The sequence below is a fragment of the Streptomyces sp. NBC_00203 genome (assembly GCF_045206325.1).
GTDB lineage: Bacteria > Actinomycetota > Actinomycetes > Streptomycetales > Streptomycetaceae > Streptomyces > Streptomyces lutosisoli.
Window position 1 is genome coordinate 1687807 of record NZ_CP108126.1, and the last position, 23798, is coordinate 1711604.

Below are 23798 nucleotides of genomic sequence, written 5' to 3' on the forward strand. Positions count from 1 at the left end.
GCCGCTCACCCCAGCGGCACCGGCTCCGGCAGTCCCACCGGCCAGGTGTGCACCGGCTCCCCGAGGTGCATCAACTCTCCGTACCGCCTGGTCGTCGCGGCCAGCGCCGTATCCCGCCCGAGCCCCTTCTCCAGGGCCCGGTGGAAGGTGGCCGCCTGCCACGTCGCGCCGTTGACGCGCAGTCGGCACCGGTCCTCGATCACGCCCAGGTACAGGTCCCGGTCGGCGGGCTCGACACCCCATGCGTCCAGCCCGGCGGCGGCCAGCGGCAACAGCTCGTCGCGGACCAGGTTCACGGCGTCCAGCCGCGTGGTCCCGCCGTACCGCCCGCGCCGCGGCCACTCCAGGCGCGCGTCGATGCCGTGCCGGCAGGCGGCGTCGAAGTTGGCGGCGGCGGCCTCGAAGGACAGCCGGGTCCACACGGGCCGCGCTTCCTCGGCGAGCGCGCGCACGAGCCCGTAGTAGAAGGCCGCGTTGGCGATGACATCGGTGACGGTGGGGCCCGCGGGCAGCACCCGGTTCTCCACGCGCAGATGCGGGACGCCGTCGGCGATGCCGTACACGGGCCGGTTCCACCGGTACACGGTGCCGTTGTGCAGCACGAGTTCGGCGAGCTTGGGGATGCCTCCCTCGTCGAGGACCGCGAGCGGGTCCTCCTCGTCGCAGATCGGCAGCAGGGGCGGGAAGAAGCGCAGGTTCTCCTCGAAGAGGTCGTACGCCGACGAGATCCACCGCTCGCCGAACCAGGTTCGCGGCCTGACGCCCTGCGCCTGCAACTCGGGCGGCCGGGTGTCGGTGGACTGCTGGAACAGCGGGGGCCGCGACTCGCGCCACAGCTCGTGGCCGAACAGGAACGGCGAGTTGGCACCCACCGCGACCTGCACGGCGGCCACCGCCTGCGCCGCGTTCCACACGTCCGCGAACCGGCCCGGGGTGACCTGGAGGTGCAACTGCACGGAGGTACAGGCGGCTTCGGGCGCGATGGACTTCGACGTACAGACGAGGCGCTCCACGCCGTCGATGTCGAGGGCGAAATCCTCGCCGCGGGCGGCCACGATCTGGTCGTTGAGCAGGGTGTAGCGGTCGACGTCCGACAGGTTCGAGGAGACCAGGTCGTCCTGGCCGAGCGTCGGCAGAATGCCGATCATGACGATTCCGGCGTCGACTTCGCTCGCTTTCCGATGGGCATACCCGAGCGAGGTGCGCAGCTCCTCGGCGAGCCGGTCGAATACCCGGCCGCCCAATCGATGGGGGGCTATGTTGACTTCCAGGTTGAACATGGCGAGTTCTGTTTGGAAATCGCGGCTCGCAATCCTTTCGAGAACTTGCGCATTCATCATTCTGGGCATGCCGTCGGGTCCCGCGAGATTCAACTCGATCTCCAGACCCATGAGATTCTTCGGGCGATCGAACCGCTTCTCCTCCAGCAGCCGCTCCAGCCCCGTCAGACACTGCCGGAGCTTTCCCCGGTAGTGCTGGCGATCGGACAGGTCGAACGGCCCTGCCACGACCTTCTCCCCCATCGAAGTGTCCCTCCTCGGATGGGCAGGCCGATGCTCCGGCCCCTGGCGTCCCGGGTCACCGGGGATGATGCCCAGGCAACGCGATCGATAACGCCCTGCGCAAGGGCGCCGCCCGCTACCCTGGATCCAGGTCTGCGGCACATTCACCGGGCAAGGTACATTGCGCAAGTTACCGCCCGACATGATCTCGTGAAAAACGCCGACGAGAATCGGCCGACCGCTCCGGCGAAGTATTCCGAGGTCATCGCGGCGCCTCCTCCCAGAACCGGGATGAACCTCGCGTTTCACCGGCCGAATAGTGCCTTGCTCTTCATATTCGGTACGACTAGACGAAACACCGTCTGAACACGTGTCGTATAAACTCCGCAAACGAGGCAGAGAGTTGGCGCTCGCGGTCCTAGGTCCTGTCGTCCAGGTGATGTACGGCAGGCGACACCCTGTCGGCAGATCCAGACCCCCTCGCCCCTCCGACCCCGAGAGCTGACAGCGCCGTCCGCCCCGGCCCTCGCGCCACCGTGCCTGTCGAATGAGAGGCGACCCACCATGCCGCTGCACGTACCCCCGGCTCCCGCGCCCGCCCTGCGCTCCGTCCTCACGGCACTCGGTTCCCCCACCGCCGTCCGCGAGGCCCGTACTCCGTCCCTCCGCATGGCCCAGGGACCCGCCACACCCGAACTCCCGTTGCCCGTACACGTCCTGGACCGGATCACCCCCGCGGGCGCCTCCGCCACGCGGCTCGCCGGGTGGCGCTTCCTGATCCGCTGCGGCGACCGCGCGGTGGCCGCGGCCGAGACCATGCTGACCCCCGACGGCTGGGCCTTCTCGCACTTCTTCGAGGGCCCGTACATCGCCGCCACCGAACGCGCCCTGCGCCAGGCGGAGAGCATGAAGCAGTCGTACCAGGCACGCCTGCTGTCCGTGCCCGAGCTGTACATGCTCACGCTCTGGCTGCACGGCGACACCGCCGCGGACGGCAGCACCGGTCACCCGGCCGCCACCGACCTCCTGGTGCCACTGGCGCCCGCCCCGCCCGGCATCGCCGCGCACCGCCCACACCGCGTCGCCGAACTGCTGCCCGTCCTCACCCACCGGGTCACGCCGGCCCCGCTGCTGAGCTCCCCCGCGTAAGCGAAAGCAACCGTGCCCCGCCGCCGTTCATCCGGCCGCGGGGCACTTTGCTCGTTAGGGCCGCACCCCGCTCGTACGAGGGGAAACGCGCCCGTCGGCCCGACCGGACTAGCCCCATTCGGCCACGTCAAACCACCCGAAGTGACAGTGCAGTTGGAATGAACCGTCCGCACGGGTGATGCGTCATCAACCTGTGAGAAGCGGTGCCGCTAAATCCCTGCGGATTGACGCCCGTAGGGCAACACTGGGTTCCAGACCACACACCAACGGGGGGCGGCCATGACCACATCGAGCCGCGGGACAGACACCACAGCCATCACTCACCTCTCAACCCAGCGAAAGATCCCATCAATGTGCCAGCACCAGCCACCGTGTCCGTCAGCCGAATCAGCCGACCGGGAGTCCGCCCGCCTTGTGGCGCACCACCCGGAGCAGGGATGGAGCCTGCTGTGCAACGGCGTTCTGCTCTTCGAGGACACCGGTGAGCTCCTGCCCGACGGCCAGATCATCGCCCCGCACCGCCCACGAGGCAGCGAATACGCGATGACGGCCGCCTGAGCCGCACAACCGGGTGGCCACACAGCCATCCAGACACATGAGGGGCCGGCCCGGAGACGTACTCTCCGAACCGGCCCCGACGCATGTCCGAGGGTGACTACTCCCCGTAGGCGTTCAAGTCCCGAGCGCTGATCAGTCCTCGTAGGCGTCCAGCGGCGGGCAGGAGCAGACCAGGTTCCGGTCGCCGTACGCCTGGTCGATACGGCGCACCGGCGGCCAGTACTTGTCCGCCGAGACTCCGGCCGGGAACACGGCCTCCTCACGCGTGTACGCGTGCTCCCACTCCCCGCCGAGCGCGGCGGCGGTGTGCGGCGCGCCCCGCAGCGGGTTGTCGTCGGCTGCCCACTCGCCCGAGCCGACCTTCTCGATCTCCGCGCGGATGGCGATCATCGCCTCGCAGAACCGGTCGATCTCGCCGAGGTCCTCGGACTCGGTCGGCTCGATCATCAGCGTGCCTGCCACCGGGAAGGACATCGTCGGCGCGTGGAAGCCGTAGTCGATCAGCCGCTTGGCGATGTCGTCGACGGTGACGCCGGTCGCCTTGGTCAGCGGACGCAGATCGATGATGCACTCGTGCGCGACGAGCCCGCCCGGGCCGGTGTAGAGCACCGGGAAGTGCGGCTCCAGACGCTTGGCGATGTAGTTCGCCGACAGCACCGCCACCTGCGTGGCGCGCTTGAGGCCCTCGCCGCCCATCAGGCGGACGTACGCCCACGAGATGGGCAGGATGCCCGCGGAACCCCACGGAGCGGCCGAGATCGGGCCGACGCCGGTCTCGGGACCGGCCGCGGGCTGCAGCGGGTGGTTCGGCAGGTACGGCGCCAGGTGCGCGCGCACACCGACCGGGCCGACGCCCGGGCCGCCGCCGCCGTGCGGGATGCAGAACGTCTTGTGCAGGTTGAGGTGCGAGACGTCACCGCCGAAGTGACCCGGCTTGGCGAGGCCCACCAGCGCGTTGAGGTTGGCGCCGTCGACGTAGACCTGGCCGCCCGCCTCGTGCACCTGCGCGCAGATGTCGGCGACATGCTCCTCGAACACTCCGTGCGTCGAGGGATACGTGATCATCAGCACCGACAGTTCGTCGCGGTGCTGCTCGATCTTGGCGCGCAGGTCCTCGACGTCGATCTCGCCGTCGTCCGCGGTCTTCACCACGACGACCTTCATGCCGGCCATCACGGCGCTCGCGGCGTTCGTGCCGTGCGCGGAGGACGGGATCAGGCAGACGGTGCGCTGCTCGTCGCCGTTGGCCCGGTGGTAGCCGCGCACGGCGAGCAGACCGGCCAGTTCGCCCTGCGAACCAGCGTTGGGCTGCAGCGACACGTTGTCGTACCCGGTGACCTCGGCGAGCCGCTCCTCCAGCTCACGGATGAGCGTGAGGTAGCCCTGGGCCTGCTCGGCGGGCACGAAGGGGTGCAGCTGGCCGAACTCGGGCCAGGTGACCGGCTCCATCTCCGTGGTCGCGTTGAGCTTCATCGTGCAGGAGCCCAGCGGGATCATGCCGCGGTCGAGCGCGTAGTCACGGTCGGAGAGCTTGCGCAGGTAGCGCAGCATCGCGGTCTCGGAGCGGTGCTGGTGGAAGACCGGGTGCGTGAGGTAGTCGTCGCCGCGCAGCAGGGCGGCCGGCAGTGTGTCCTGTGCCGTCGCGTCCAGCGCCTCGACATCGCCCTCGACACCGAACGCGGCCCACACGGCGCTCAGTTGCCTGCGCGTGGTGGTCTCGTCGCAGGACATCGACACATGGTCGGCATCGACGAGGTGCAGGTTGACCCCGCCCTCGCGCGCGGCGGCCACGGCGTCGGCGGCCTTGCCCGGCACCCGCACGGTCAGCGTGTCGAAGTACGCGCCGTGCACGACCTCGACCCCGCCCGCCCGCAGGCCCGCGGCGAGGATCGTGGCGTAGCGGTGCGTACGCCGCGCGATGGTCTTCAGGCCCTCGGGACCGTGGTAGACGGCGTACATACCGGCCATCACGGCGAGCAGCACCTGAGCCGTACAGATATTGCTGGTCGCCTTCTCGCGGCGGATGTGCTGCTCACGCGTCTGCAGGGCGAGCCGGTACGCCTTGTGCCCGTCCGCGTCGACGGACACACCCACGAGCCGGCCCGGCAGGCTGCGCGCGAACTTCTCGCGCACCGCCATGTATCCGGCGTGCGGCCCGCCGAAGCCCATCGGCACACCGAAGCGCTGCGTCGTACCGACGGCGATGTCGGCGTCGAGCTCGCCCGGCGAGGTGAGCAGCGTCAGGGCGAGCAGATCGGCGGCGACGGTGACGACCGCGCCCAGCTCGTGCGCCTGCTCGACGATCGCCTTGAGGTCGCGTACGGCACCGGAGGCGCCGGGGTACTGGATGAGTACGCCGTTGATCTCGCGCTCGGCGATCCCGGCCGGGATGCCCTCGCTTAGGTCGGCGACGACGACCTCGACGCCGGTCGGCTCGGCGCGGGTCTCGATGACGGCGATGGTCTGCGGCAGCGCGTCCGCGTCGACCAGGAAGAGACCCTTCTTGTTCTTGCCCATGCGCCGGGACAGCGCCATCGCCTCGGCGGCGGCGGTTCCCTCGTCGAGCAGCGAGGCGCCGGAGGTCGGCAGCCCGGTCAGCTCGGCGACCACGGTCTGGAAGTTGAGCAGCGCCTCGAGACGGCCCTGCGAGATCTCCGGCTGGTACGGCGTGTACGCGGTGTACCAGGCCGGGTTCTCCATGACGTTGCGCAGGATCACCGGCGGCGTGAAGGTGCCGTAGTAACCGAGGCCGATCATCGGGTCGAGCACCTGGTTGCGGTCCGCGAGGGAGCGCAGCTCGGCCAGTACCTCGGCCTCGGTGCGCGCGCCCGGCAGCTTCAGCGCCTCGGCGTTCTTGATGACGTCCGGCACCGCGGTGGCCGTCAGCTCGTCGAGCGAGCCGTATCCGACCTGTGCGAGCATCTTGGCCCGCGCCTCGGAGTCGGGCCCGATGTGGCGCTGCTCGAAGGGGATTCCCTGTTCGAGCTCGGAGAGCGGAATGCGACTGGCGGTCATTGCGGAGGCCTCCTGGTCTGACGCGACCTTCGAGGGGCACCCCGGACACGGGTACCCCGACGGCCTCCCCCTCTGTCATCTCAACCTGAGAGCTTCACCGGCTCGTCCGCTGACGACCCGGTTTTCACCGTCGGTGAGGGCAGGCGCCATCGACACCCGCCCTGCTTTCCAGAGTGACCTCGTCCGTGCGGTACGTGAGCCTGAGAGATTCCGGGGAGGATTTGCTCCTTCGGCGCCTCCGATGAAGTCTGGAGGACTCTCCCGCACGGGGTCAGCAGCCGCCTGCCAGCCTACCAGCGAGGACAAGACCCAAGCCTTCGAGTGGCCGCCTTCCCGAATGTGCTCTTTTGTAGTGCTAACGGATGAGTTGCGACCAAGTGGAGGGACCGTGCAGACCGACATCGATCCGCGCAACCTGATCGGCCGCAAGGCGTTCGACCGCAATGGCACCAAGATCGGCACGATCGACGAGGTCTACCTCGACGACGCGACCGGGGCCCCGGAGTGGGCGGCCATACGCACAGGCCTGTTCAGCAGGGACGCCTTCGTGCCCCTGGAGCCCAGTGAACTCGTCGAGGGCGCCCTGCGCATCCCCTTCGACCGAGCCCTGATCAAGGACGCCCCCGACTTCGGCGTCGGCCGCCACCTCTCCCCCGAACAGGAACTCCAGCTCTACCACCACTACGGCCTGGACGTGGCAGCCCCGCCTCCGCCCCCGGACCGGGATTTCGGCCACTTGGCGGGAACGGACGAGGGGTGATGAAACTGCTCGACCCCCGCTCAAGCGCCCCGTGAGGGGCGCGGGGCTCTGACGTCATGCGGCTCCGCCGCGTGGGCGCGACCAGCCACAGACAACCCGCTCGACCAGACCGACCTCACCCCCCACGGCGATCGCACACGACCCCCACCACCAACGGCAACGGATCCGCCAACTCCAACGCCGAGTCATCCGTACGGAAGGTCCGCACACGCCCCGGCTCGGAGTAGGGCGTCTCGAACCGCACCGTCACCCTCCCCAGCCCACTCCCCTGCACCCACCCATGCCCGAACTCGGCATGCCGCACGTCATGCCCCGCGGGCCACCGCCGCTCGGCGGGCGGCACATGCTCGGCGCCGGCCTCCTCCGACGCCTCCTCCGTCTCCGCTTGATCCGCCGATTCCCCCGCGGCGGCCTCGGCCTGCGCCCGTGCCTGCGCGAACAGATCCTCCTGCGTGTAATCGGCGAGCCCCGACACACCCACCCCCAACAACCGCACACCCCCGGTCGTGTCCACCCCCTCCAGCAGCCGCGCGGCAGCCTCCCGCACCACCGCCGGATCGTCCGTGGGCCCCCGCAGCGTCTCGGACCGGGTCAGCGTCGAGAAGTCGTAGCGCCGAACCTTCAAGACGATGGTCCGCCCGGACAGCCCGGCCCCCCGCAACCGCCGCACACACCGGTCCGCGAGCCGCTGCACCTCCAGGCCGACCCGCACCCGGTCATGGATGTCCACGTCGTACGTGTCCTCGACCGACACCGACTTGGTCTCCCGCTCGGCCACCACGGGCCGCTCGTCGTGCGCCAGCGCCATGGCGTGAAGCGCATGCCCGTGCGCTTTCCCCAGCAGCCGTACGAGCTCGTCCTCGCCCGCCTCGGCGAGCTCCTCCACGGTGGTGATCCCGGCCCGCCGCAGATGGTCCCCGGTCGCGGGCCCCACGCCCGGCAGCGTCCGCACCGACATCGGTCCCAGCAGCGCGCGCTCGGTCCCCGGCTCTATCAGCACCAGCCCGTCGGGCTTGGCCTGCTCCGAGGCGATCTTCGCGAGCATCTTGGAGGCGGCGAGCCCCACCGACCCGGTGAGCCCCGTGACGGCCCGGATGTCCGCGCGCAGCTTCTCCCCGGCCAGCCGTGCCGAGCCCTCGTCCCAGGCCGTCTCACCCGCCTCCAGGTCCACGAAGGCCTCGTCCAGGCTCAACGGCTCCACCAGGGGTGACAGGGCCCGCAGCAGCCCCATCACCTGCTCGCTGACCTCTCGGTACAGCCCGAAGCGCGGCACGAGATACGCGGCGTTCGGCGCGAGCCGGCGGGCCTGGGCCATGGGCATCGCCGAGTGCACTCCGAAGACGCGTGCCTCGTACGAGGCGGTGGCGACGACTCCGCGTGGTCCGAGCCCGCCCACCACGACGGCTTTCCCGCGCAGGCTCGGCTTGGACGCCTGCTCCGCCGAGGCGAAGAAGGCATCCATGTCGAGATGCAGGATCGTGGGCGCGGTTCTCACATGTCCGATGCTGCCCTACGCCACTGACAATGCCCCGGTACGGCCCGCTCCCCTTGGGCCTCGCCCGTACGACAGACTCCCGTGCGGCCCCGCCAGGCCCTCAGACGGCCCGGTTGCGCCGCCGAGCCAGCTCGTCCGTGGGGTTGTGTCCGACGAGCGTCTCTCCCGTGTCCACGCGCTCCCCGTGCAGCTGTGAGAGGGCGCTCTCCACGTCCCTCCACACCACGCCGACGGCGATCCCGAAGACCCCCTGGCCGCCCTGGAGCAGGGCGTGGACGTCGTCGGGGGACGTGCATTCGTAGACCGTCGCGCCGTCGCTCATCAGCGTCATCCGCTCCAGATCCCGGAAGCCGCGCTCCCTGAGGTGCTGGACGGTGGTGCGGATGTTCTGCAGCGAGACCCCGGTGTCGAGGAACCGCTTGACGATCTTCAGGACGACGACGTCCCGGAAGCTGTAGAGACGCTGCGTCCCCGAGCCATAGGCGGGCCGCACGCTCGGCTCGACCAGACCGGTCCTCGCCCAGTAGTCCAGCTGCCGGTAGGTGATGCCCGCGGCCGCGCACGCCGTGGGACCGCGGTAACCGATCTCCTCGGAAACCGCCCCTCCCTCGCCCGGCACTGCCGTCGGCCGCCGCGGAACGTGATCGGCCGCGCTGCCGTGAAGCGGGTACGGGCCGCTCTCCCCCAGACCGCGTCCGGGGGCACCCCCAGCCGTACCGTCGCCGCTGCTTCTCACGCCGACCTCCGTCCTTGACCTGCCTTCTCGACGGTAGGCAGTCACCAGGGGTGCGTCAACGATCGCCACACTCGGCACGCCGAGTGATAATCACCCTAGGAGTGGTTTCCCGTGCCCCACCGCGGGGAAAGGCTAGCCGAATGCTCTCGGGGCGGACCGCGGCGCACCACACGCGCCGCAGGCAATTGCCGCCCGCAGCTGCCCGACGCTCCAGGGCGTCACTGGCTGTTGGTACCGAAGTCCTCGGGCGAGATCTGGTCGAGGAACTCGCGGAACTTCTCCACCTCGTCCTCCTGCTCGTCCGGGATCGCGATGCCGGCGTCGTCGAGCACGCCGTCGCTGCCGTAGATCGGCGTGCCGGTGCGCAGGGCCAGCGCTATGGCGTCGGAGGGCCGCGCACTCACCTCGATCCCGCTGGCGAACACCAGTTCCGCGTAGAAGACACCCTCACGCAGGTCCGTGATGCGCACTTCGGTGAGCTCCTGGCCGACGGCCTCCAGCACGTCCTTGAACAGGTCGTGGGTCAGCGGTCGTGCGGGGGCCATGCCCTGCTGGGCGAAGGCGATCGCCGTCGCCTCCCCCGGTCCGATCCAGATGGGGAGGTAGCGGTCGCCTCCCACTTCACGCAGAAGCACGATCGGTTGGTTGGAGGGCATTTCGACCCGGACACCTACGACATCGAGCTCGTTCACACAGCAACCCTAGGCCGTGCCCGGGACGTTTGGGTAGTCGGGCACAGAACGGGTGGACGATCCACAGCCTGGGCGGGCGCCCCGGGTCAGGGCAGTCGCACGCCCAGCGCGGTCTGCACCAGTGCCGCGTGCAGCTTCACCGTGAGCCCCGCCAGCTCCTTCGTACGGGCCTCCGCGTGCGCCCTGGTCTGCGGGTTGCGGTGACGCCGCAGCGGGGCCACCACCTGGTCCACAAGGCCCGCGTCACGCTCGGCCGCGGCCTTCATCGCACGCAGATGGCGCGGCTCGATCCCGAACCGCCCCAGCTCGACCACGAGCGCGGCGACGGTCACGGCCTCGGCGTCGTACACACCGTCGGGCAGGGCCGCGATCAGCCCGTACGACTCCCACTCCTCGAGCTCCTGCTCACCGATCTCGGCGGCCGCCAGCAGCTCGGCACGGCCCACCCGGGCCGCTGTGGGCGCCTCCAGCTCCCCGAAGAGGTCCCCGAGCGGTTCTCCCTCGCCGGGGTCGCGCTGACGCCCCACGGACGGCAGCCGCACCGGCTCACCGCGCTCCAGGGCCTCCAGATGCTCGCGGATCACCTTCAGCGGCAGATAGTGGTCCCGCTGCATCCTCAGAACGTGGCCGAGGCGCTCGACGTCGTGCGCGCTGAACTTGCGATACCCCGAAGGGGTTCGCTGCGGCTCGATGAGCCCCTCCGACTCCAGGAACCTGATCTTGGAGATGGTGACTTCGGGGAACTCGTCACGCAGCGCGTTCAGCACCACGCCGATGCTCATCAGCCCACTGTCCGCGGCGGCGGCACCGCTGCCGGCACCGCCGCTCGATGTTTGAAGCATGGACATTCCCTGGGAGTCCCCCCGGACGGAGTCTGGGGGAGGGTCAGATGCCCCGCTGGCTCGCGTAGAAGACCAGCCGGTACTTGCCGATCTGCACCTCGTCGCCGTTCGACAGAGCGACCTGGTCGATCCGCTCACGGTTGACGTACGTGCCGTTCAGGCTGCCGACGTCGGCGACCGTGAACGAGCCGTCCGCGACACGACGGAACTCCACATGGCGGCGCGACACGGTCACGTCGTCCAGGAAGATGTCGCTCTGCGGATGACGCCCGGCCGTGGTCAGCTCGCCGTCCAGCAGGAAGCGGCTGCCCGAGTTCGGGCCACGGCGCACCACCAGCAGCGCCGAGCCGAGCGGCAGCGCGTCGACGGCCGCCTGCGCCTCCGGGGAGAGCATCGGCGACAGCGTCTGGCCCGTCACCTCGGCGTCATAGGCCTCAAGGCCCGAAATGGAGATCGTGGACGTCGTCTCGGACGGACGCTCCGCCCCGCCCCGCAGCGGCGCACCGCAGTTGGAACAGAAGCGGCTGTTCTCCGCGTTGCGGTTACCGCACCTCGTACACACCAGGGCCGACATGGACGGATCCTCCTGCCGCGGCTGCCCCCCAGGGGCATGGGACGCGTACGGATCGGAGGCGAACCCTCCACCCGTACTTGAGGTTGACGGTTCCCCGAAACCTATGCGGCCGGACTGGGCAGGGTCAACAGACGGCGCGCCCTGACCACCGGAAATGTCACCGACCTGGTCCCGGAACAGCGGGCGGTCGCCGCCCTGGCCCTCCGCGTCTCCATGGCGTGGTGCACGGTGCCGGGCAGTCGCATTGTCGCCGCTGCCCTCTCGCGCGCTCTTGCCGAACAACTTCGCAAACAACTTCACGGGCGATTCCCCTTGACCGAAACAGACCCGCCCGTGGGGCAGGACGAACCCTGATTGAACACACCGGTCGACCCGGACATCCTCACAACGTCCGTAACCACCAGACAGTTTCCACCACGCACCACCCATTCGGTGCGCCGACCCCCCGCAACCTCATGCCCTGGCCGGGCGCCCCCCATGCGGCGCCGGCTCACTGCGAGGACGACCGAGCGTAGTCAGGCCGCTTCGCCGGTCGCAAGGCGTCCACAACGATCTTCGTCGAGCGGTCCACCGTGACGGTGGCCTGCTCCTTCTCCAGTGTCTGCACCACGCCTCCGGGGATGTTGAGCGCCGGTTCCAGGTCCTGCGGCTTGCCGATGACCTTGAAACGATAGGGCTGGGTGATCTTGTTCCCGTCGACCTTCACTCCGCTGCCGGAGTCCGTCAGATAGGTGCTGGCGACCACGCGTACGCCGTTCACCTGGATCGCCTCCGCGCCGGCCGCGCGCAGTTCCTGGATCGCGTCGAGCAGCATGTCCGCCTTGACCGTCCCCTTCGTGTCGTTGATCGTCAGGTTGATGCCGGGTCCCTGCGCCGCCACGGTGCCCGCCAGAATGCCGAGTTGCTTCTCCTTCTCGACCGTCTGCTTGCGAGCCTCCTCGGCCTGGTTCGAGCTGTTCTCCAGCTCGGTGCGCTGATCTTCGAGACCCTGCTTCTCGTCTTCAAGACGCTGCGTACGGTTGTCGAGTTCATCGAGGATGCGTACGAGATCTTCTTGACGCGCGCCGCGGAGGGCGCTGCCGCTGTCGCTGTTGGACGCGACCTGCACGGCCAGACCGAAACCGAGGCCGAACAGCAGCACGGCGACGATGAGTTGCGCGCGCGTGACACGCGGCGGCCACACGCCCTTGACCAGTCGCTGACGGCCGGTCAGTGACGGTCCGGTGTCCGCACCGTCCTTCTCCCCCGCGGAACTCTCGCGAGCCGCGGCGGGCACCTCATCGGGCAGTTCCTTGCGCAGCCGGTTCTCCGGGGTCCCGGAGGGCTGAGGGCTCTCGGAGGGCTGAGGTGTCTCGTCCTCGTTGCTCATCGGCCTCACGCCCGGAACACGTGACGGCGGATCGCCGCGGCGTTGGAGAAGATGCGGATGCCGAGCACGACCACGACACCCGTCGAGAGTTGGGCGCCCACGCCCAACTTGTCGCCCAGGAAGACGATCAGCGCGGCCACGACCACGTTCGACAGGAACGACACCACGAAGACCTTGTCGTCGAAGATGCCGTCGAGCATCGCGCGCAGCCCTCCGAACACGGCGTCGAGCGCCGCCACGACGGCGATCGGGAGATAAGGCTCGACGACCGCTGGAACCTCGGGCCGGACCAACAATCCAGCCACGACTCCCACGACGAGGCCCAGTACGGCGATCACGATGTGCCCTTCTCTGTGCTCGGCTGTGCTGTACGTACGATCACACTCGGTGCGGCGGACAACCGGACGTCGTCCTCGGCGGAAATGCTGGTCCGGATGCCGTAGTTCTCTTGCAAGGCATGCAGATAGAGCCCGTCGGCACTGTTCTGGAACCTGGTGCTGAGCCGCTGGCCGTCCCCCACCGCGAGCACCGTGTACGGCGGCACCAGCGGCTTGTTGTCGACCAGTATCGCGTCACCCGCGGCCCGGATCGCCGACAGGGCTGTCAGCCGCTGTCCGTTGATCGCGATGGCCTCGGCGCCCGACTCCCAGAGCCCGTTGACGACGCGCTGCATGTCACGGTCGCGAACTCGTCCGGTGTCGGAGAACCCGGAGGTCTCCCGCGGATTGCTGCCGTCACCGCCCGTGCTGGCTTCCTTGGAGTCGTTCACAACGAGCTTCACGCCGGGGCCGTGCACAGCGGTGGCACCCGACAGAATGCTCACCAGGTCGGCCTGCTCGCCGCCCCCGTCCTTCTTGAGCGCCGCACGCTGCCGCGCGCTCACATCGGCACGCAGGGTGTCCACATTGCTTTCGAGCTTGTCGGCGGCCGTGGTCTCGTGCTCGATGCGGTCGATGAGCTCCTGGCGCTCCTTCGCGACTACAGGCGCCGCTATCCGCGCGTTCGCCGCTCCCACGGTCACCACGAGGGCCGCGAGTACGAGACCGGCCGCGAGACCGAGCTTCGCCCGCACCGTCTTCGGCATGCCACCGGCGCCCTCGGCCTTCTTACGGGCGGCCGCCTCGGCGTATCCGTCGTCGAGGCTGTGGTCCATGACGTTGGTGAGCAGCGACATGGAGGCGTCCGGGCGCGAGGGGCGCGGAGGACTGCTCCGAACGGGGGGCTGCTGCGGCATGCCGCACATCGTCGCACGTCGCGGGCACTACCTCCGAATGGCCCCACCGGCGTGCCGGACAGGCCCCTTTGGGGGCACTTGTCCGGCACGCACGCGTGCGTGGTGTTTCAGCGACCGGCGCTGTCCACGACGGCCGCCCACTCATCGAGCAAGGCCTCCGCGGACGCGTCGTCCGGGCCTTCGGCCCACAGATGCGTGACCGCTTCGGCGGGGTCCGGCAGCACCATCACCCAGCGCCCGTCGGTCTCCACGACCCGTACGCCATCGGTCGTGTCCACGAACCGGTCTCCGGCCTCTTCCACGACCCGGCGCATCACAAGTCCCTTGACGGCCCAGGGAGTCGCGAGATCGCGCTTGAGGACGTGCGCCCGCGGAATCCGCGCGTCGATCTGGCTGAGGGTGAGCTGCGTCCGTGCCACCAGCCCGATAAGTCGTACGAAGGCGGCCGCACCGTCGAACACGCCGCTGAACTCGGGAATGATGAACCCACCACGGCCATCACCACCGAAGATCGTCGACTCGTCGCGCCCTACCCGCGTCAGATCGTCCGGAGACGTGGTCGTCCATTCCACCTGCGTCCCGTGGTACGCCGCCACCTGCTCGGCGATCCGCGTGGTGGTCACCGGCAGCGCCACCCGCCCACTGCGCCGCTCCGCGGCCACCAGGTCGAGCATCACGAGCAGGGCCCGGTCGTCCTCGACGATCCGCCCCTTCTCGTCGACGAGCGAGAGCCGCTCACCCACCGGGTCGAAGCGCACGCCGAACGCTGCCCGCGCGGACGCGACGATCTCACCGAGCCGCACCAGACCGGCCCGCCGCGTGTCCGCCGTCTCCGTCGGCCTGGACTCGTCGAGACCGGGATTGATGGTCAGCGAGTCGACCCCGAGCTTGCCCAACAGGCTGGGCAGCACGAGCCCGGCGCTGCCGTTCGAGGCATCCACGACCACCTTCAGCCCGGATTCGGCGATCCCGGTGGTGTCGACATTCCTCAGCAGCGAACCCGTGTACGAGTCGAAGACGCTGGCCGGGAAGTGCAGATCCCCGATCTCTCCGGGGAACGCGCGCCGGTACTCCTGCCGCGCGAACACCCGGTCGAGCTTCCGCTGCCCTCCCTGCGACAGATCGGCGCCCTGCTCGTCGAAGAACATGATGTCGACGGAGTCCGGCACACCGGGCGTCGTCCTGATCATGATCCCGCCCGCACTGCCCCTGGCTGTCTGCTGCCGGGCCACCGGCAGCGGTACGTTCTCCAGGTCGCGTACCTCGATGGCACTGGCCTGCAGCGCCGAGATGACCGCCCGCTTCAGCGCACGAGCGCCTCGGGAGTGGTCGCGGGCCGTGGTGACGGTGGAGCCCTTCTTGAGCGTCGTCGCGTACGCCCCCGCGAGGCGCACGGCGAGTTCCGGGGTGATCTCCACGTTCAGGATGCCGGACACGCCACGGGCGCCGAAGAGATGCGCCTGGCCCCGCGACTCCCAGATCACCGAGGTGTTGACGAAGGCGCCGGCCTCGATGGTCTTGAACGGGTAGACGCGTACGTTGCCCTGGATGATCGATTCTTCGCCGACGAGGCATTCGTCGCCGATGACGGCGCCGTCCTCGATACGGGCCGCTCGCATGATGTCGGTGTTCTTCCCGACGACGCAGCCACGCAGATTGCTGTGCTGGCCGATGTACACGTTGTCGTGTACGACGGCCCTGTGCAGGAATGCGCCACTCTTGACGACGACATTGGAGCCGACGACGGTGTGCTCGCGGATTTCGGCGCCCGCCTCGACCTTGGCGTAGTCCCCGATATAGAGAGGCCCACGCAGTACGGCGTCGGGGTGCACTTCGGCGCCCTCGGCGACCCATACGCCCGGGGAAATCTCGAAGCCGTCGATCTCGACGTCGACCTTGCCCTCCAGGACGTCGGCCTGCGCCTTCACATAGCTCTCATGGGTGCCGACGTCCTCCCAGTAGCCCTCGGCGACATAGCCGTAGATCGGCTTGCCCTCCTTCATCAGCTGAGGGAAGACATCGCCGGACCAGTCGACGGAGACATCGGCTTCGACGTAGTCGAAGACTTCGGGTTCCATGACGTAGATACCCGTGTTCACCGTGTCCGAGAAGACCTGGCCCCAGGTCGGCTTCTCCAGGAAGCGCTCGACCTTGCCCTCTTCGTCCACGATGGTGATACCGAATTCGAGAGGGTTCGGTACGCGCGTCAGGCAGACGGTAACCAGCGCGCCTTTTTCCTTGTGGAAATTGATGAGGTCGGTGAGATCGAAGTCGGTCAGGGCATCACCGGAGATCACAAGGAAGGTGTCGTCCTTCAACGCCTCCTCGGCGTTCTTGACACTCCCAGCAGTACCGAGTGGCTTCTCCTCATTGGCATAGGTGAGCTCCATCCCGAGCTCCTCGCCATCACCGAAGTAGTTCTTGACCAGCGATGCCAAGAACTGGACAGTAACGACGGTCTCGTTGAGCCCATGCCTTTTGAGCAGCCTGAGCACGTGCTCCATGATCGGGCGGTTGACCACCGGCAGGAGCGGCTTGGGCATGCTTGAGGTCATGGGACGAAGGCGTGTGCCTTCGCCTCCGGCCATCACGACGGCCTTCATGTCGGAAGCGTCCTCCTTGAAGAGACGGTCTAGCCGACTTCACCCGTCCAGATTGTCCCGCACTTTTCGTCCGCGGGCCATCGAGCCACTACAGCCGCGCAATCGGCGAGCTCAATCGGCCATGGCGTCCGCCCTGAGAAGACGGCGGACCTGAACCACGTAGAGGATTCCTGCCCACCAGTAGAGCGTTGTACCCCATCCGGCGAACGCCCATCCGAAAATAGCAGCGGGTGTCGCGATCCATCCGCTTGCGTCACTGAGCAGCAGCAACGGGAAGGCATACATCAGGTTGAAGGTGGCCGCCTTCCCCAGGAAGTTCACCTGGAGGGGCGGATAGCCGTTACGCCGGAGGACAGCCACGACCACCAGCAGAACCAGCTCACGCGCCAGAAGTGCAGCCGTCAACCACAGCGGAAGAATCTCGCGCCAGGTGAGGCCCACGAGAGTGGACAGAATGTAGAGCCGGTCGGCTGCGGGATCGAGAAGCCGGCCGAGGCTGCTGATCTGGTTCCAGCGCCGCGCGAGCTTCCCGTCCAGATAGTCGCTGATACCACTCAGCATCAGTACGAGCAGCGCCCAACCGTCGCTCTTGGGACCGCCGAACTCCGGCCTGAGGATCAGCCACAGGAAGATGGGCACGCCAACAAGGCGCGCCATGCTGAGGATGTTCGGGATGGTGAGGACCCGGTCCGTCTGGACGCGGGTCTCCTGGACCTCCACCCGGGGGCCTCCTGTGGGAAATGAGCCAACGATGCCCCCTGACCCTACCCGCAGCCTTCACGCTGCGATGCGGAGGGGGGAGACACCGTCGGGAGGACTCTCTCTGGAAAACAAAAAAGCTCCGGCTCTTGGGTGATATGCCCAAGAGCCGGAGCTCTAAAAGGAGTTCGGCGGCGTCCTACTCTCCCACAGGGTCCCCCCTGCAGTACCATCGGCGCTGTGAGGCTTAGCTTCCGGGTTCGGAATGTAACCGGGCGTTTCCCTCACGCTATGACCACCGAAACACTATGAAACTGTCAACCGGAGCCGTGGCATAGCTACGACGGTTGTTCGTGGTTTCAGAACCAACACAGTGGACGCGAGCAACTGAGGACAAGCCCTCGGCCTATTAGTACCAGTCACCTCCACCCGTTACCGGGCTTCCAGATCTGGCCTATCAACCCAGTCGTCTACTGGGAGCCTTACCCTCTCAAGGAGGTGGGAATACTCATCTCGAAGCAGGCTTCCCGCTTAGATGCTTTCAGCGGTTATCCCTCCCGAACGTAGCCAACCAGCCATGCCCTTGGCAGGACAACTGGCACACCAGAGGTTCGTCCGTCCCGGTCCTCTCGTACTAGGGACAGCCCTTCTCAATATTCCTACGCGCACAGCGGATAGGGACCGAACTGTCTCACGACGTTCTAAACCCAGCTCGCGTACCGCTTTAATGGGCGAACAGCCCAACCCTTGGGACCGACTCCAGCCCCAGGATGCGACGAGCCGACATCGAGGTGCCAAACCATCCCGTCGATATGGACTCTTGGGGAAGATCAGCCTGTTATCCCCGGGGTACCTTTTATCCGTTGAGCGACGGCGCTTCCACAAGCCACCGCCGGATCACTAGTCCCGACTTTCGTCCCTGCTCGACCCGTCGGTCTCACAGTCAAGCTCCCTTGTGCACTTACACTCAACACCTGATTACCAACCAGGCTGAGGGAACCTTTGGGCGCCTCCGTTACTCTTTAGGAGGCAACCGCCCCAGTTAAACTACCCATCAGACACTGTCCCTGATCCGGATCACGGACCCAGGTTAGACATCCAGCACGACCAGACTGGTATTTCAACGACGACTCCACAAACACTGGCGTGCCTGCTTCAAAGTCTCCCAGCTATCCTACACAAGCCGAACCGAACACCAATATCAAACTGTAGTAAAGGTCCCGGGGTCTTTCCGTCCTGCTGCGCGAAACGAGCATCTTTACTCGTAGTGCAATTTCACCGGGCCTATGGTTGAGACAGTCGAGAAGTCGTTACGCCATTCGTGCAGGTCGGAACTTACCCGACAAGGAATTTCGCTACCTTAGGATGGTTATAGTTACCACCGCCGTTTACTGGCGCTTAAGTTCTCAGCTTCGCCACCCCGAAGAGTGACTAACCGGTCCCCTTAACGTTCCAGCACCGGGCAGGCGTCAGTCCGTATACATCGCCTTACGGCTTCGCACGGACCTGTGTTTTTAGTAAACAGTCGCTTCTCGCTGGTCTCTGCGGCCACCCCCAGCTCATGAAGTAAATTCAATCACCGGTGATGGCCCCCCTTCTCCCGAAGTTACGGGGGCATTTTGCCGAGTTCCTTAACCATAGTTCACCCGAACGCCTCGGTATTCTCTACCTGACCACCTGAGTCGGTTTAGGGTACGGGCCGCCATGAAACTCGCTAGAGGCTTTTCTCGACAGCATAGGATCATCCACTTCACCACAATCGGCTCGGCATCAGGTCTCAGCCTTAATGTGCGACGGATTTGCCTATCGCACGGCCTACACCCTTACCCCGGGACAACCACCGCCCGGGATGGACTACCTTCCTGCGTCACCCCATCACTCACCTACTGCAGGTCTGGTCCGTCGGCTCCACCACTCCCCTTTGCCCGAAGGCTCCGGGGCGGCTTCACGGACTTAGCATCGCCTGGTTCAATGTTTGACGCTTCACAGCGGGTACCGGAATATCAACCGGTTATCCATCGACTACGCCTGTCGGCCTCGCCTTAGGTCCCGACTTACCCTGGGCAGATCAGCTTGACCCAGGAACCCTTAGTCAATCGGCGCACACGTTTCTCACGTGTGTATCGCTACTCATGCCTGCATTCTCACTCGTGAACCGTCCACCACTGCCTTCCGGCGCGGCTTCACCCGGCACACGACGCTCCCCTACCCATCACAGCGGGCGTTGGCCCTATTGCTGCAATGACACGACTTCGGCGGTACGCTTGAGCCCCGCTACATTGTCGGCGCGGAATCACTAGACCAGTGAGCTATTACGCACTCTTTCAAGGGTGGCTGCTTCTAAGCCAACCTCCTGGTTGTCTCTGCGACTCCACATCCTTTCCCACTTAGCGTACGCTTAGGGGCCTTAGTCGATGCTCTGGGCTGTTTCCCTCTCGACCATGGAGCTTATCCCCCACAGTCTCACTGCCGCGCTCTCACTTACCGGCATTCGGAGTTTGGCTAAGGTCAGTAACCCGGTAGGGCCCATCGCCTATCCAGTGCTCTACCTCCGGCAAGAAACACACGACGCTGCACCTAAATGCATTTCGGGGAGAACCAGCTATCACGGAGTTTGATTGGCCTTTCACCCCTAACCACAGGTCATCCCCCAGGTTTTCAACCCTGGTGGGTTCGGTCCTCCACGACCTCTTACAGCCGCTTCAACCTGCCCATGGCTAGATCACTCCGCTTCGGGTCTTGAGCGCGCTACTGAATCGCCCTATTCGGACTCGCTTTCGCTACGGCTTCCCCACACGGGTTAACCTCGCAACACACCGCAAACTCGCAGGCTCATTCTTCAAAAGGCACGCAGTCACGAGAGTGCATGCAAGCATGCACTCCGACGCTCCCACGGCTTGTAGGCACACGGTTTCAGGTACTATTTCACTCCGCTCCCGCGGTACTTTTCACCATTCCCTCACGGTACTATCCGCTATCGGTCACCAGGGAATATTTAGGCTTAGCGGGTGGTCCCGCCAGATTCACACGGGATTTCTCGGGCCCCGTGCTACTTGGGTGTCTCTCAAACGAGCCGTTGATGTTTCGACTACGGGGGTCTTACCCTCTACGCCGGACCTTTCGCATGTCCTTCGCCTACATCAACGGTTTCTGACTCGCCTCACAGCCGGCAGACTGTGAAAGAGAGATCCCACAACCCCACATGCGCAACCCCTGCCGGGTCTCACACGCATATGGTTTGGCCTCATCCAGTTTCGCTCGCCACTACTCCCGGAATCACGGTTGTTTTCTCTTCCTGCGGGTACTGAGATGTTTCACTTCCCCGCGTTCCCTCCACATACCCTATGTGTTCAGGTATGGGTGACAGCCCATGACGACTGCCGGGTTTCCCCATTCGGAAACCCCCGGATCAAAGCCTGGTTGACGGCTCCCCGGGGACTATCGTGGCCTCCCACGTCCTTCATCGGTTCCTGGTGCCAAGGCATCCACCGTGCGCCCTTAAAAACTTGGCCACAGATGCTCGCGTCCACTGTGCAGTTCTCAAACAACGACCAACCACCCATCACCCCCGGTTACCACCGGAGTTCACTGGGGCCGGCACTGAAGGCAGCCGTAATCGGCCGTACCTTCAGACACCCAACAGCGTGCCCGACACCCTCGCCACTCATGATCAGCTTTCCACGCCCCGAAGGACAGTACTCACAGCCCGAGATGACTGACGGTGCCGAATAATCAACGTTCCACCCATGAGCAACCACCGTCGGACGTGTGCCGACGTAATGGCCCTGGACCACCAAGCAAAGCTCGGCGGCCTAGATGCTCCTTAGAAAGGAGGTGATCCAGCCGCACCTTCCGGTACGGCTACCTTGTTACGACTTCGTCCCAATCGCCAGTCCCACCTTCGACAGCTCCCTCCCACAAGGGGTTGGGCCACCGGCTTCGGGTGTTACCGACTTTCGTGACGTGACGGGCGGTGTGTACAAGGCCCGGGAACGTATTCACCGCAGCAATGCTGATCTGCGATTACTAGCAACTCCGACTTCATGGGGTCGAGTTGCAGACCCCAATCCGAACTGAGACAGGCTTTTTGAGATTCGCTCCGCCTCGCGGCTTCGCAGCTCTTTGTACCTGCCATTGTAGCACGTGTGCAGCCCAAGACATAAGGGGCATGATGACTTGACGTCGTCCCCACCTTCCTCCGAGTTGACCCCGGCAGTCTCCTGTGAGTCCCCATCACCCCGAAGGGCATGCTGGCAACACAGAACAAGGGTTGCGCTCGTTGCGGGACTTAACCCAACATCTCACGACACGAGCTGACGACAGCCATGCACCACCTGTACACCGACCACAAGGGGGCGACCATCTCTGGCCGTTTCCGGTGTATGTCAAGCCTTGGTAAGGTTCTTCGCGTTGCGTCGAATTAAGCCACATGCTCCGCTGCTTGTGCGGGCCCCCGTCAATTCCTTTGAGTTTTAGCCTTGCGGCCGTACTCCCCAGGCGGGGAACTTAATGCGTTAGCTGCGGCACCGACGACGTGGAATGTCGCCAACACCTAGTTCCCACCGTTTACGGCGTGGACTACCAGGGTATCTAATCCTGTTCGCTCCCCACGCTTTCGCTCCTCAGCGTCAGTAATGGCCCAGAGATCCGCCTTCGCCACCGGTGTTCCTCCTGATATCTGCGCATTTCACCGCTACACCAGGAATTCCGATCTCCCCTACCACACTCTAGCTAGCCCGTATCGAATGCAGACCCGGGGTTAAGCCCCGGGCTTTCACACCCGACGTGACAAGCCGCCTACGAGCTCTTTACGCCCAATAATTCCGGACAACGCTTGCGCCCTACGTATTACCGCGGCTGCTGGCACGTAGTTAGCCGGCGCTTCTTCTGCAGGTACCGTCACTTTCGCTTCTTCCCTGCTGAAAGAGGTTTACAACCCGAAGGCCGTCATCCCTCACGCGGCGTCGCTGCATCAGGCTTTCGCCCATTGTGCAATATTCCCCACTGCTGCCTCCCGTAGGAGTCTGGGCCGTGTCTCAGTCCCAGTGTGGCCGGTCGCCCTCTCAGGCCGGCTACCCGTCGTCGCCTTGGTGAGCCACTACCTCACCAACAAGCTGATAGGCCGCGGGCTCATCCTTCACCGCCGGAGCTTTTAACCCCCACCCATGCGGGCAGAAGTATTATCCGGTATTAGACCCCGTTTCCAGGGCTTGTCCCAGAGTGAAGGGCAGATTGCCCACGTGTTACTCACCCGTTCGCCACTAATCCACCCCGAAGGGCTTCATCGTTCGACTTGCATGTGTTAAGCACGCCGCCAGCGTTCGTCCTGAGCCAGGATCAAACTCTCCGTGAATGTTTACCCGTAATCGGGTGGACACCACGAGAGCGGAACCAAGGGGAGGAATAATCCCCTCGGTTCACAGCGTCCTCGCTGTGCGCCTACCGAACATTGTCCGGCAGGACTTTTTCAAAGGAACCTCGTCCCAGCCGATCGGCCGGAGACGGGGTATCAACATATCTGGCGTTGATTTTTGGCACGCTGTTGAGTTCTCAAGGAACGGACGCTTCCTTTGTACTCACCCTCTCGGGCTTTCCTCCGGGCGCTTCCCTTCGGTCTTGCTTTGTTTTTATTTCGTTCTTGCGTTTCCGACTCTATCAGATCGTTTCCGGTCCGATTTCCCTCGGTGCTTTCCAGGTTTCCGCTTCCGCGTTTCCCTTTCCGGCGGTTCCAAACTCTACCAGTGTTTTTCCGTCTCTCTGACCACGGTCCTGCAGACATGCAGAACCAGACCCCGAGATAGGATCTGACAAGTTGGGTGCTGCCAGGCAAGGACGCTTGGTCGCGTCACTCGGCCTCAAGCAGGAGTACGACTGTACATGCGGGCCTGGAGCGGGCGCAAATCGTTTGCGCTGTGCTCTACGGCCGCCAACCGGTACCTCTCATGCGGAACCGGCACTTCATATGACATACCCTGCTGAACAGTGCGCCGTCCGGGACAGGCAGTGACGGCCCATATAAATCTCCACCCCTGGGAGGCTTCCCATGACCACCGTGACGTCCCCTATTGCAGGACGCGCCATCGGACTCGCCGCGGTACCGGATCCCGTGTTCTCCGGGGCGATGGTCGGCCCCGGCATGGCGATCGACCCTGTGCGTGAGCCCTCGGAGGCTGTCGCCCCCGTGGACGGAGTCATTGTCTCGCTTCACCCGCATGCCTTCGTCGTCGTCGACAGCGAGGGCCACGGTGTCCTCACGCACCTGGGCATCGACACCGTGCAGCTCAACGGCGAGGGCTTCGAGCTGCTCGTGAACAAGGGGGACACCGTGGCGCGCGGCCAGGGCGTCGTGCGCTGGAACCCGGCCGCCGTCGAGGTGGCCGGCAAGTCCCCGGTGTGCCCGATCGTGGCACTCGAGGCCACGGGCGACTCTCTCTCCGATGTCCGCGAAGACGGCGATGTGAAGGCCGGCGACGTCCTTTTCGGCTGGCAGTGACATCGATGCCGTCGTAGACGGCGAGTTCGACAACCACCGCGGCGGCGGGACGCGCCGCACTATCGGAGACGGGTGAG

At 65.9% G+C, this 23798-nt stretch carries 16 protein-coding genes, 3 rRNA genes and 1 riboswitch; of the genes, 4 read left to right on the forward strand and 15 right to left on the reverse strand.

What is annotated here, in order from left to right; genetic code table 11:
• Positions 1–5: 5 nt before the first annotated feature.
• Positions 6–1523 (reverse strand): glutamate-cysteine ligase family protein, encoded by a 1518-nt coding sequence (locus OG975_RS07915; RefSeq protein ID WP_406328382.1) that lies wholly within the window; start codon positions 1521–1523, stop codon positions 6–8.
• A gap of 543 nt (positions 1524–2066) precedes the next feature.
• Here OG975_RS07915 and OG975_RS07920 point away from each other — a divergent pair.
• Positions 2067–2651 (forward strand): hypothetical protein, encoded by a 585-nt coding sequence (locus tag OG975_RS07920; protein ID WP_406328383.1) that lies wholly within the window; start codon positions 2067–2069, stop codon positions 2649–2651.
• A 351-nt stretch (positions 2652–3002) separates the two neighbouring features.
• Positions 3003–3209, forward strand: a complete 207-nt coding sequence (locus tag OG975_RS07925; protein WP_327427132.1) for a DUF5999 family protein — start codon at positions 3003–3005, stop codon at positions 3207–3209.
• A 132-nt stretch (positions 3210–3341) separates the two neighbouring features.
• On the opposite strand, the gene gcvP is transcribed toward OG975_RS07925, so the two are convergent.
• The gene (gcvP, locus tag OG975_RS07930) at positions 3342–6224 is read right to left on the reverse strand and encodes an aminomethyl-transferring glycine dehydrogenase (RefSeq protein ID WP_406328385.1); all 2883 of its coding nucleotides are present in this window, start codon (positions 6222–6224) and stop codon (positions 3342–3344) included.
• Between the two features lie 178 nt (positions 6225–6402).
• Positions 6403–6498, reverse strand: a riboswitch (glycine riboswitch).
• 114 nt (positions 6499–6612) lie between these two features.
• Here gcvP and OG975_RS07935 point away from each other — a divergent pair.
• Positions 6613–6984, forward strand: coding sequence for a PRC-barrel domain-containing protein (locus OG975_RS07935; RefSeq protein WP_406328386.1), 372 nt, complete (start codon positions 6613–6615; stop codon positions 6982–6984).
• Between the two features lie 115 nt (positions 6985–7099).
• Here the strand turns inward: OG975_RS07935 and OG975_RS07940 are convergent, their stop codons facing one another.
• From OG975_RS07940 to OG975_RS08000, 13 genes are all read right to left on the reverse strand, one after another.
• Entirely contained in the window at positions 7100–8479 is a 1380-nt protein-coding gene (locus tag OG975_RS07940; protein WP_406328387.1) for a DNA polymerase IV, read from the reverse strand.
• A gap of 100 nt (positions 8480–8579) precedes the next feature.
• Entirely contained in the window at positions 8580–9215 is a 636-nt protein-coding gene (locus tag OG975_RS07945) for a MerR family transcriptional regulator (RefSeq protein ID WP_406328388.1), read from the reverse strand.
• A gap of 218 nt (positions 9216–9433) precedes the next feature.
• Positions 9434–9907, reverse strand: a complete 474-nt coding sequence (locus OG975_RS07950) for a bifunctional nuclease family protein (RefSeq protein WP_153291781.1) — start codon at positions 9905–9907, stop codon at positions 9434–9436.
• Positions 9908–9993: 86 nt separating this feature from the next.
• The gene (locus OG975_RS07955; RefSeq protein ID WP_406328389.1) at positions 9994–10749 is read right to left on the reverse strand and encodes a MerR family transcriptional regulator; all 756 of its coding nucleotides are present in this window, start codon (positions 10747–10749) and stop codon (positions 9994–9996) included.
• 43 nt (positions 10750–10792) lie between these two features.
• On the reverse strand, positions 10793–11752 hold the full coding sequence (locus tag OG975_RS07960) for an FHA domain-containing protein (RefSeq protein ID WP_369256552.1): 960 nt from the start codon (positions 11750–11752) through the stop codon (positions 10793–10795).
• A gap of 61 nt (positions 11753–11813) precedes the next feature.
• Positions 11814–12692 (reverse strand): DUF881 domain-containing protein, encoded by an 879-nt coding sequence (locus OG975_RS07965; protein ID WP_406328390.1) that lies wholly within the window; start codon positions 12690–12692, stop codon positions 11814–11816.
• Between the two features lie 5 nt (positions 12693–12697).
• Entirely contained in the window at positions 12698–13030 is a 333-nt protein-coding gene (locus OG975_RS07970) for a small basic family protein (RefSeq protein WP_003988855.1), read from the reverse strand.
• Positions 13027–13935, reverse strand: coding sequence for a DUF881 domain-containing protein (locus tag OG975_RS07975; protein WP_406328391.1), 909 nt, complete (start codon positions 13933–13935; stop codon positions 13027–13029). Before OG975_RS07975 ends, OG975_RS07970 begins: the two co-directional genes overlap by 4 nt.
• A gap of 98 nt (positions 13936–14033) precedes the next feature.
• Positions 14034–16529 carry a sugar phosphate nucleotidyltransferase gene (locus tag OG975_RS07980; RefSeq protein ID WP_406328392.1) on the reverse strand — a complete coding sequence of 832 codons (2496 nt, stop codon included), beginning with the start codon at positions 16527–16529 and terminating at the stop codon, positions 14034–14036.
• A 111-nt stretch (positions 16530–16640) separates the two neighbouring features.
• A complete protein-coding gene (locus OG975_RS07985; protein WP_406328394.1) occupies positions 16641–17249 on the reverse strand; it encodes a CDP-alcohol phosphatidyltransferase family protein in 609 nt (202 codons plus the stop codon).
• A gap of 165 nt (positions 17250–17414) precedes the next feature.
• Positions 17415–17531, reverse strand: a 5S ribosomal RNA gene (rrf, locus tag OG975_RS07990).
• A gap of 86 nt (positions 17532–17617) precedes the next feature.
• Positions 17618–20740: ribosomal RNA gene (locus OG975_RS07995) — 23S ribosomal RNA — on the reverse strand.
• A 315-nt stretch (positions 20741–21055) separates the two neighbouring features.
• Positions 21056–22581: ribosomal RNA gene (locus tag OG975_RS08000) — 16S ribosomal RNA — on the reverse strand.
• The 16S, 23S and 5S rRNA genes sit together here, the layout of an rRNA operon.
• A 690-nt stretch (positions 22582–23271) precedes the next feature.
• On the opposite strand from OG975_RS08000, the gene OG975_RS08005 reads away from it, so the two are divergent.
• Entirely contained in the window at positions 23272–23721 is a 450-nt protein-coding gene (locus tag OG975_RS08005; protein ID WP_406328396.1) for a PTS glucose transporter subunit IIA, read from the forward strand.
• Positions 23722–23798: the final 77 nt, after the last annotated feature.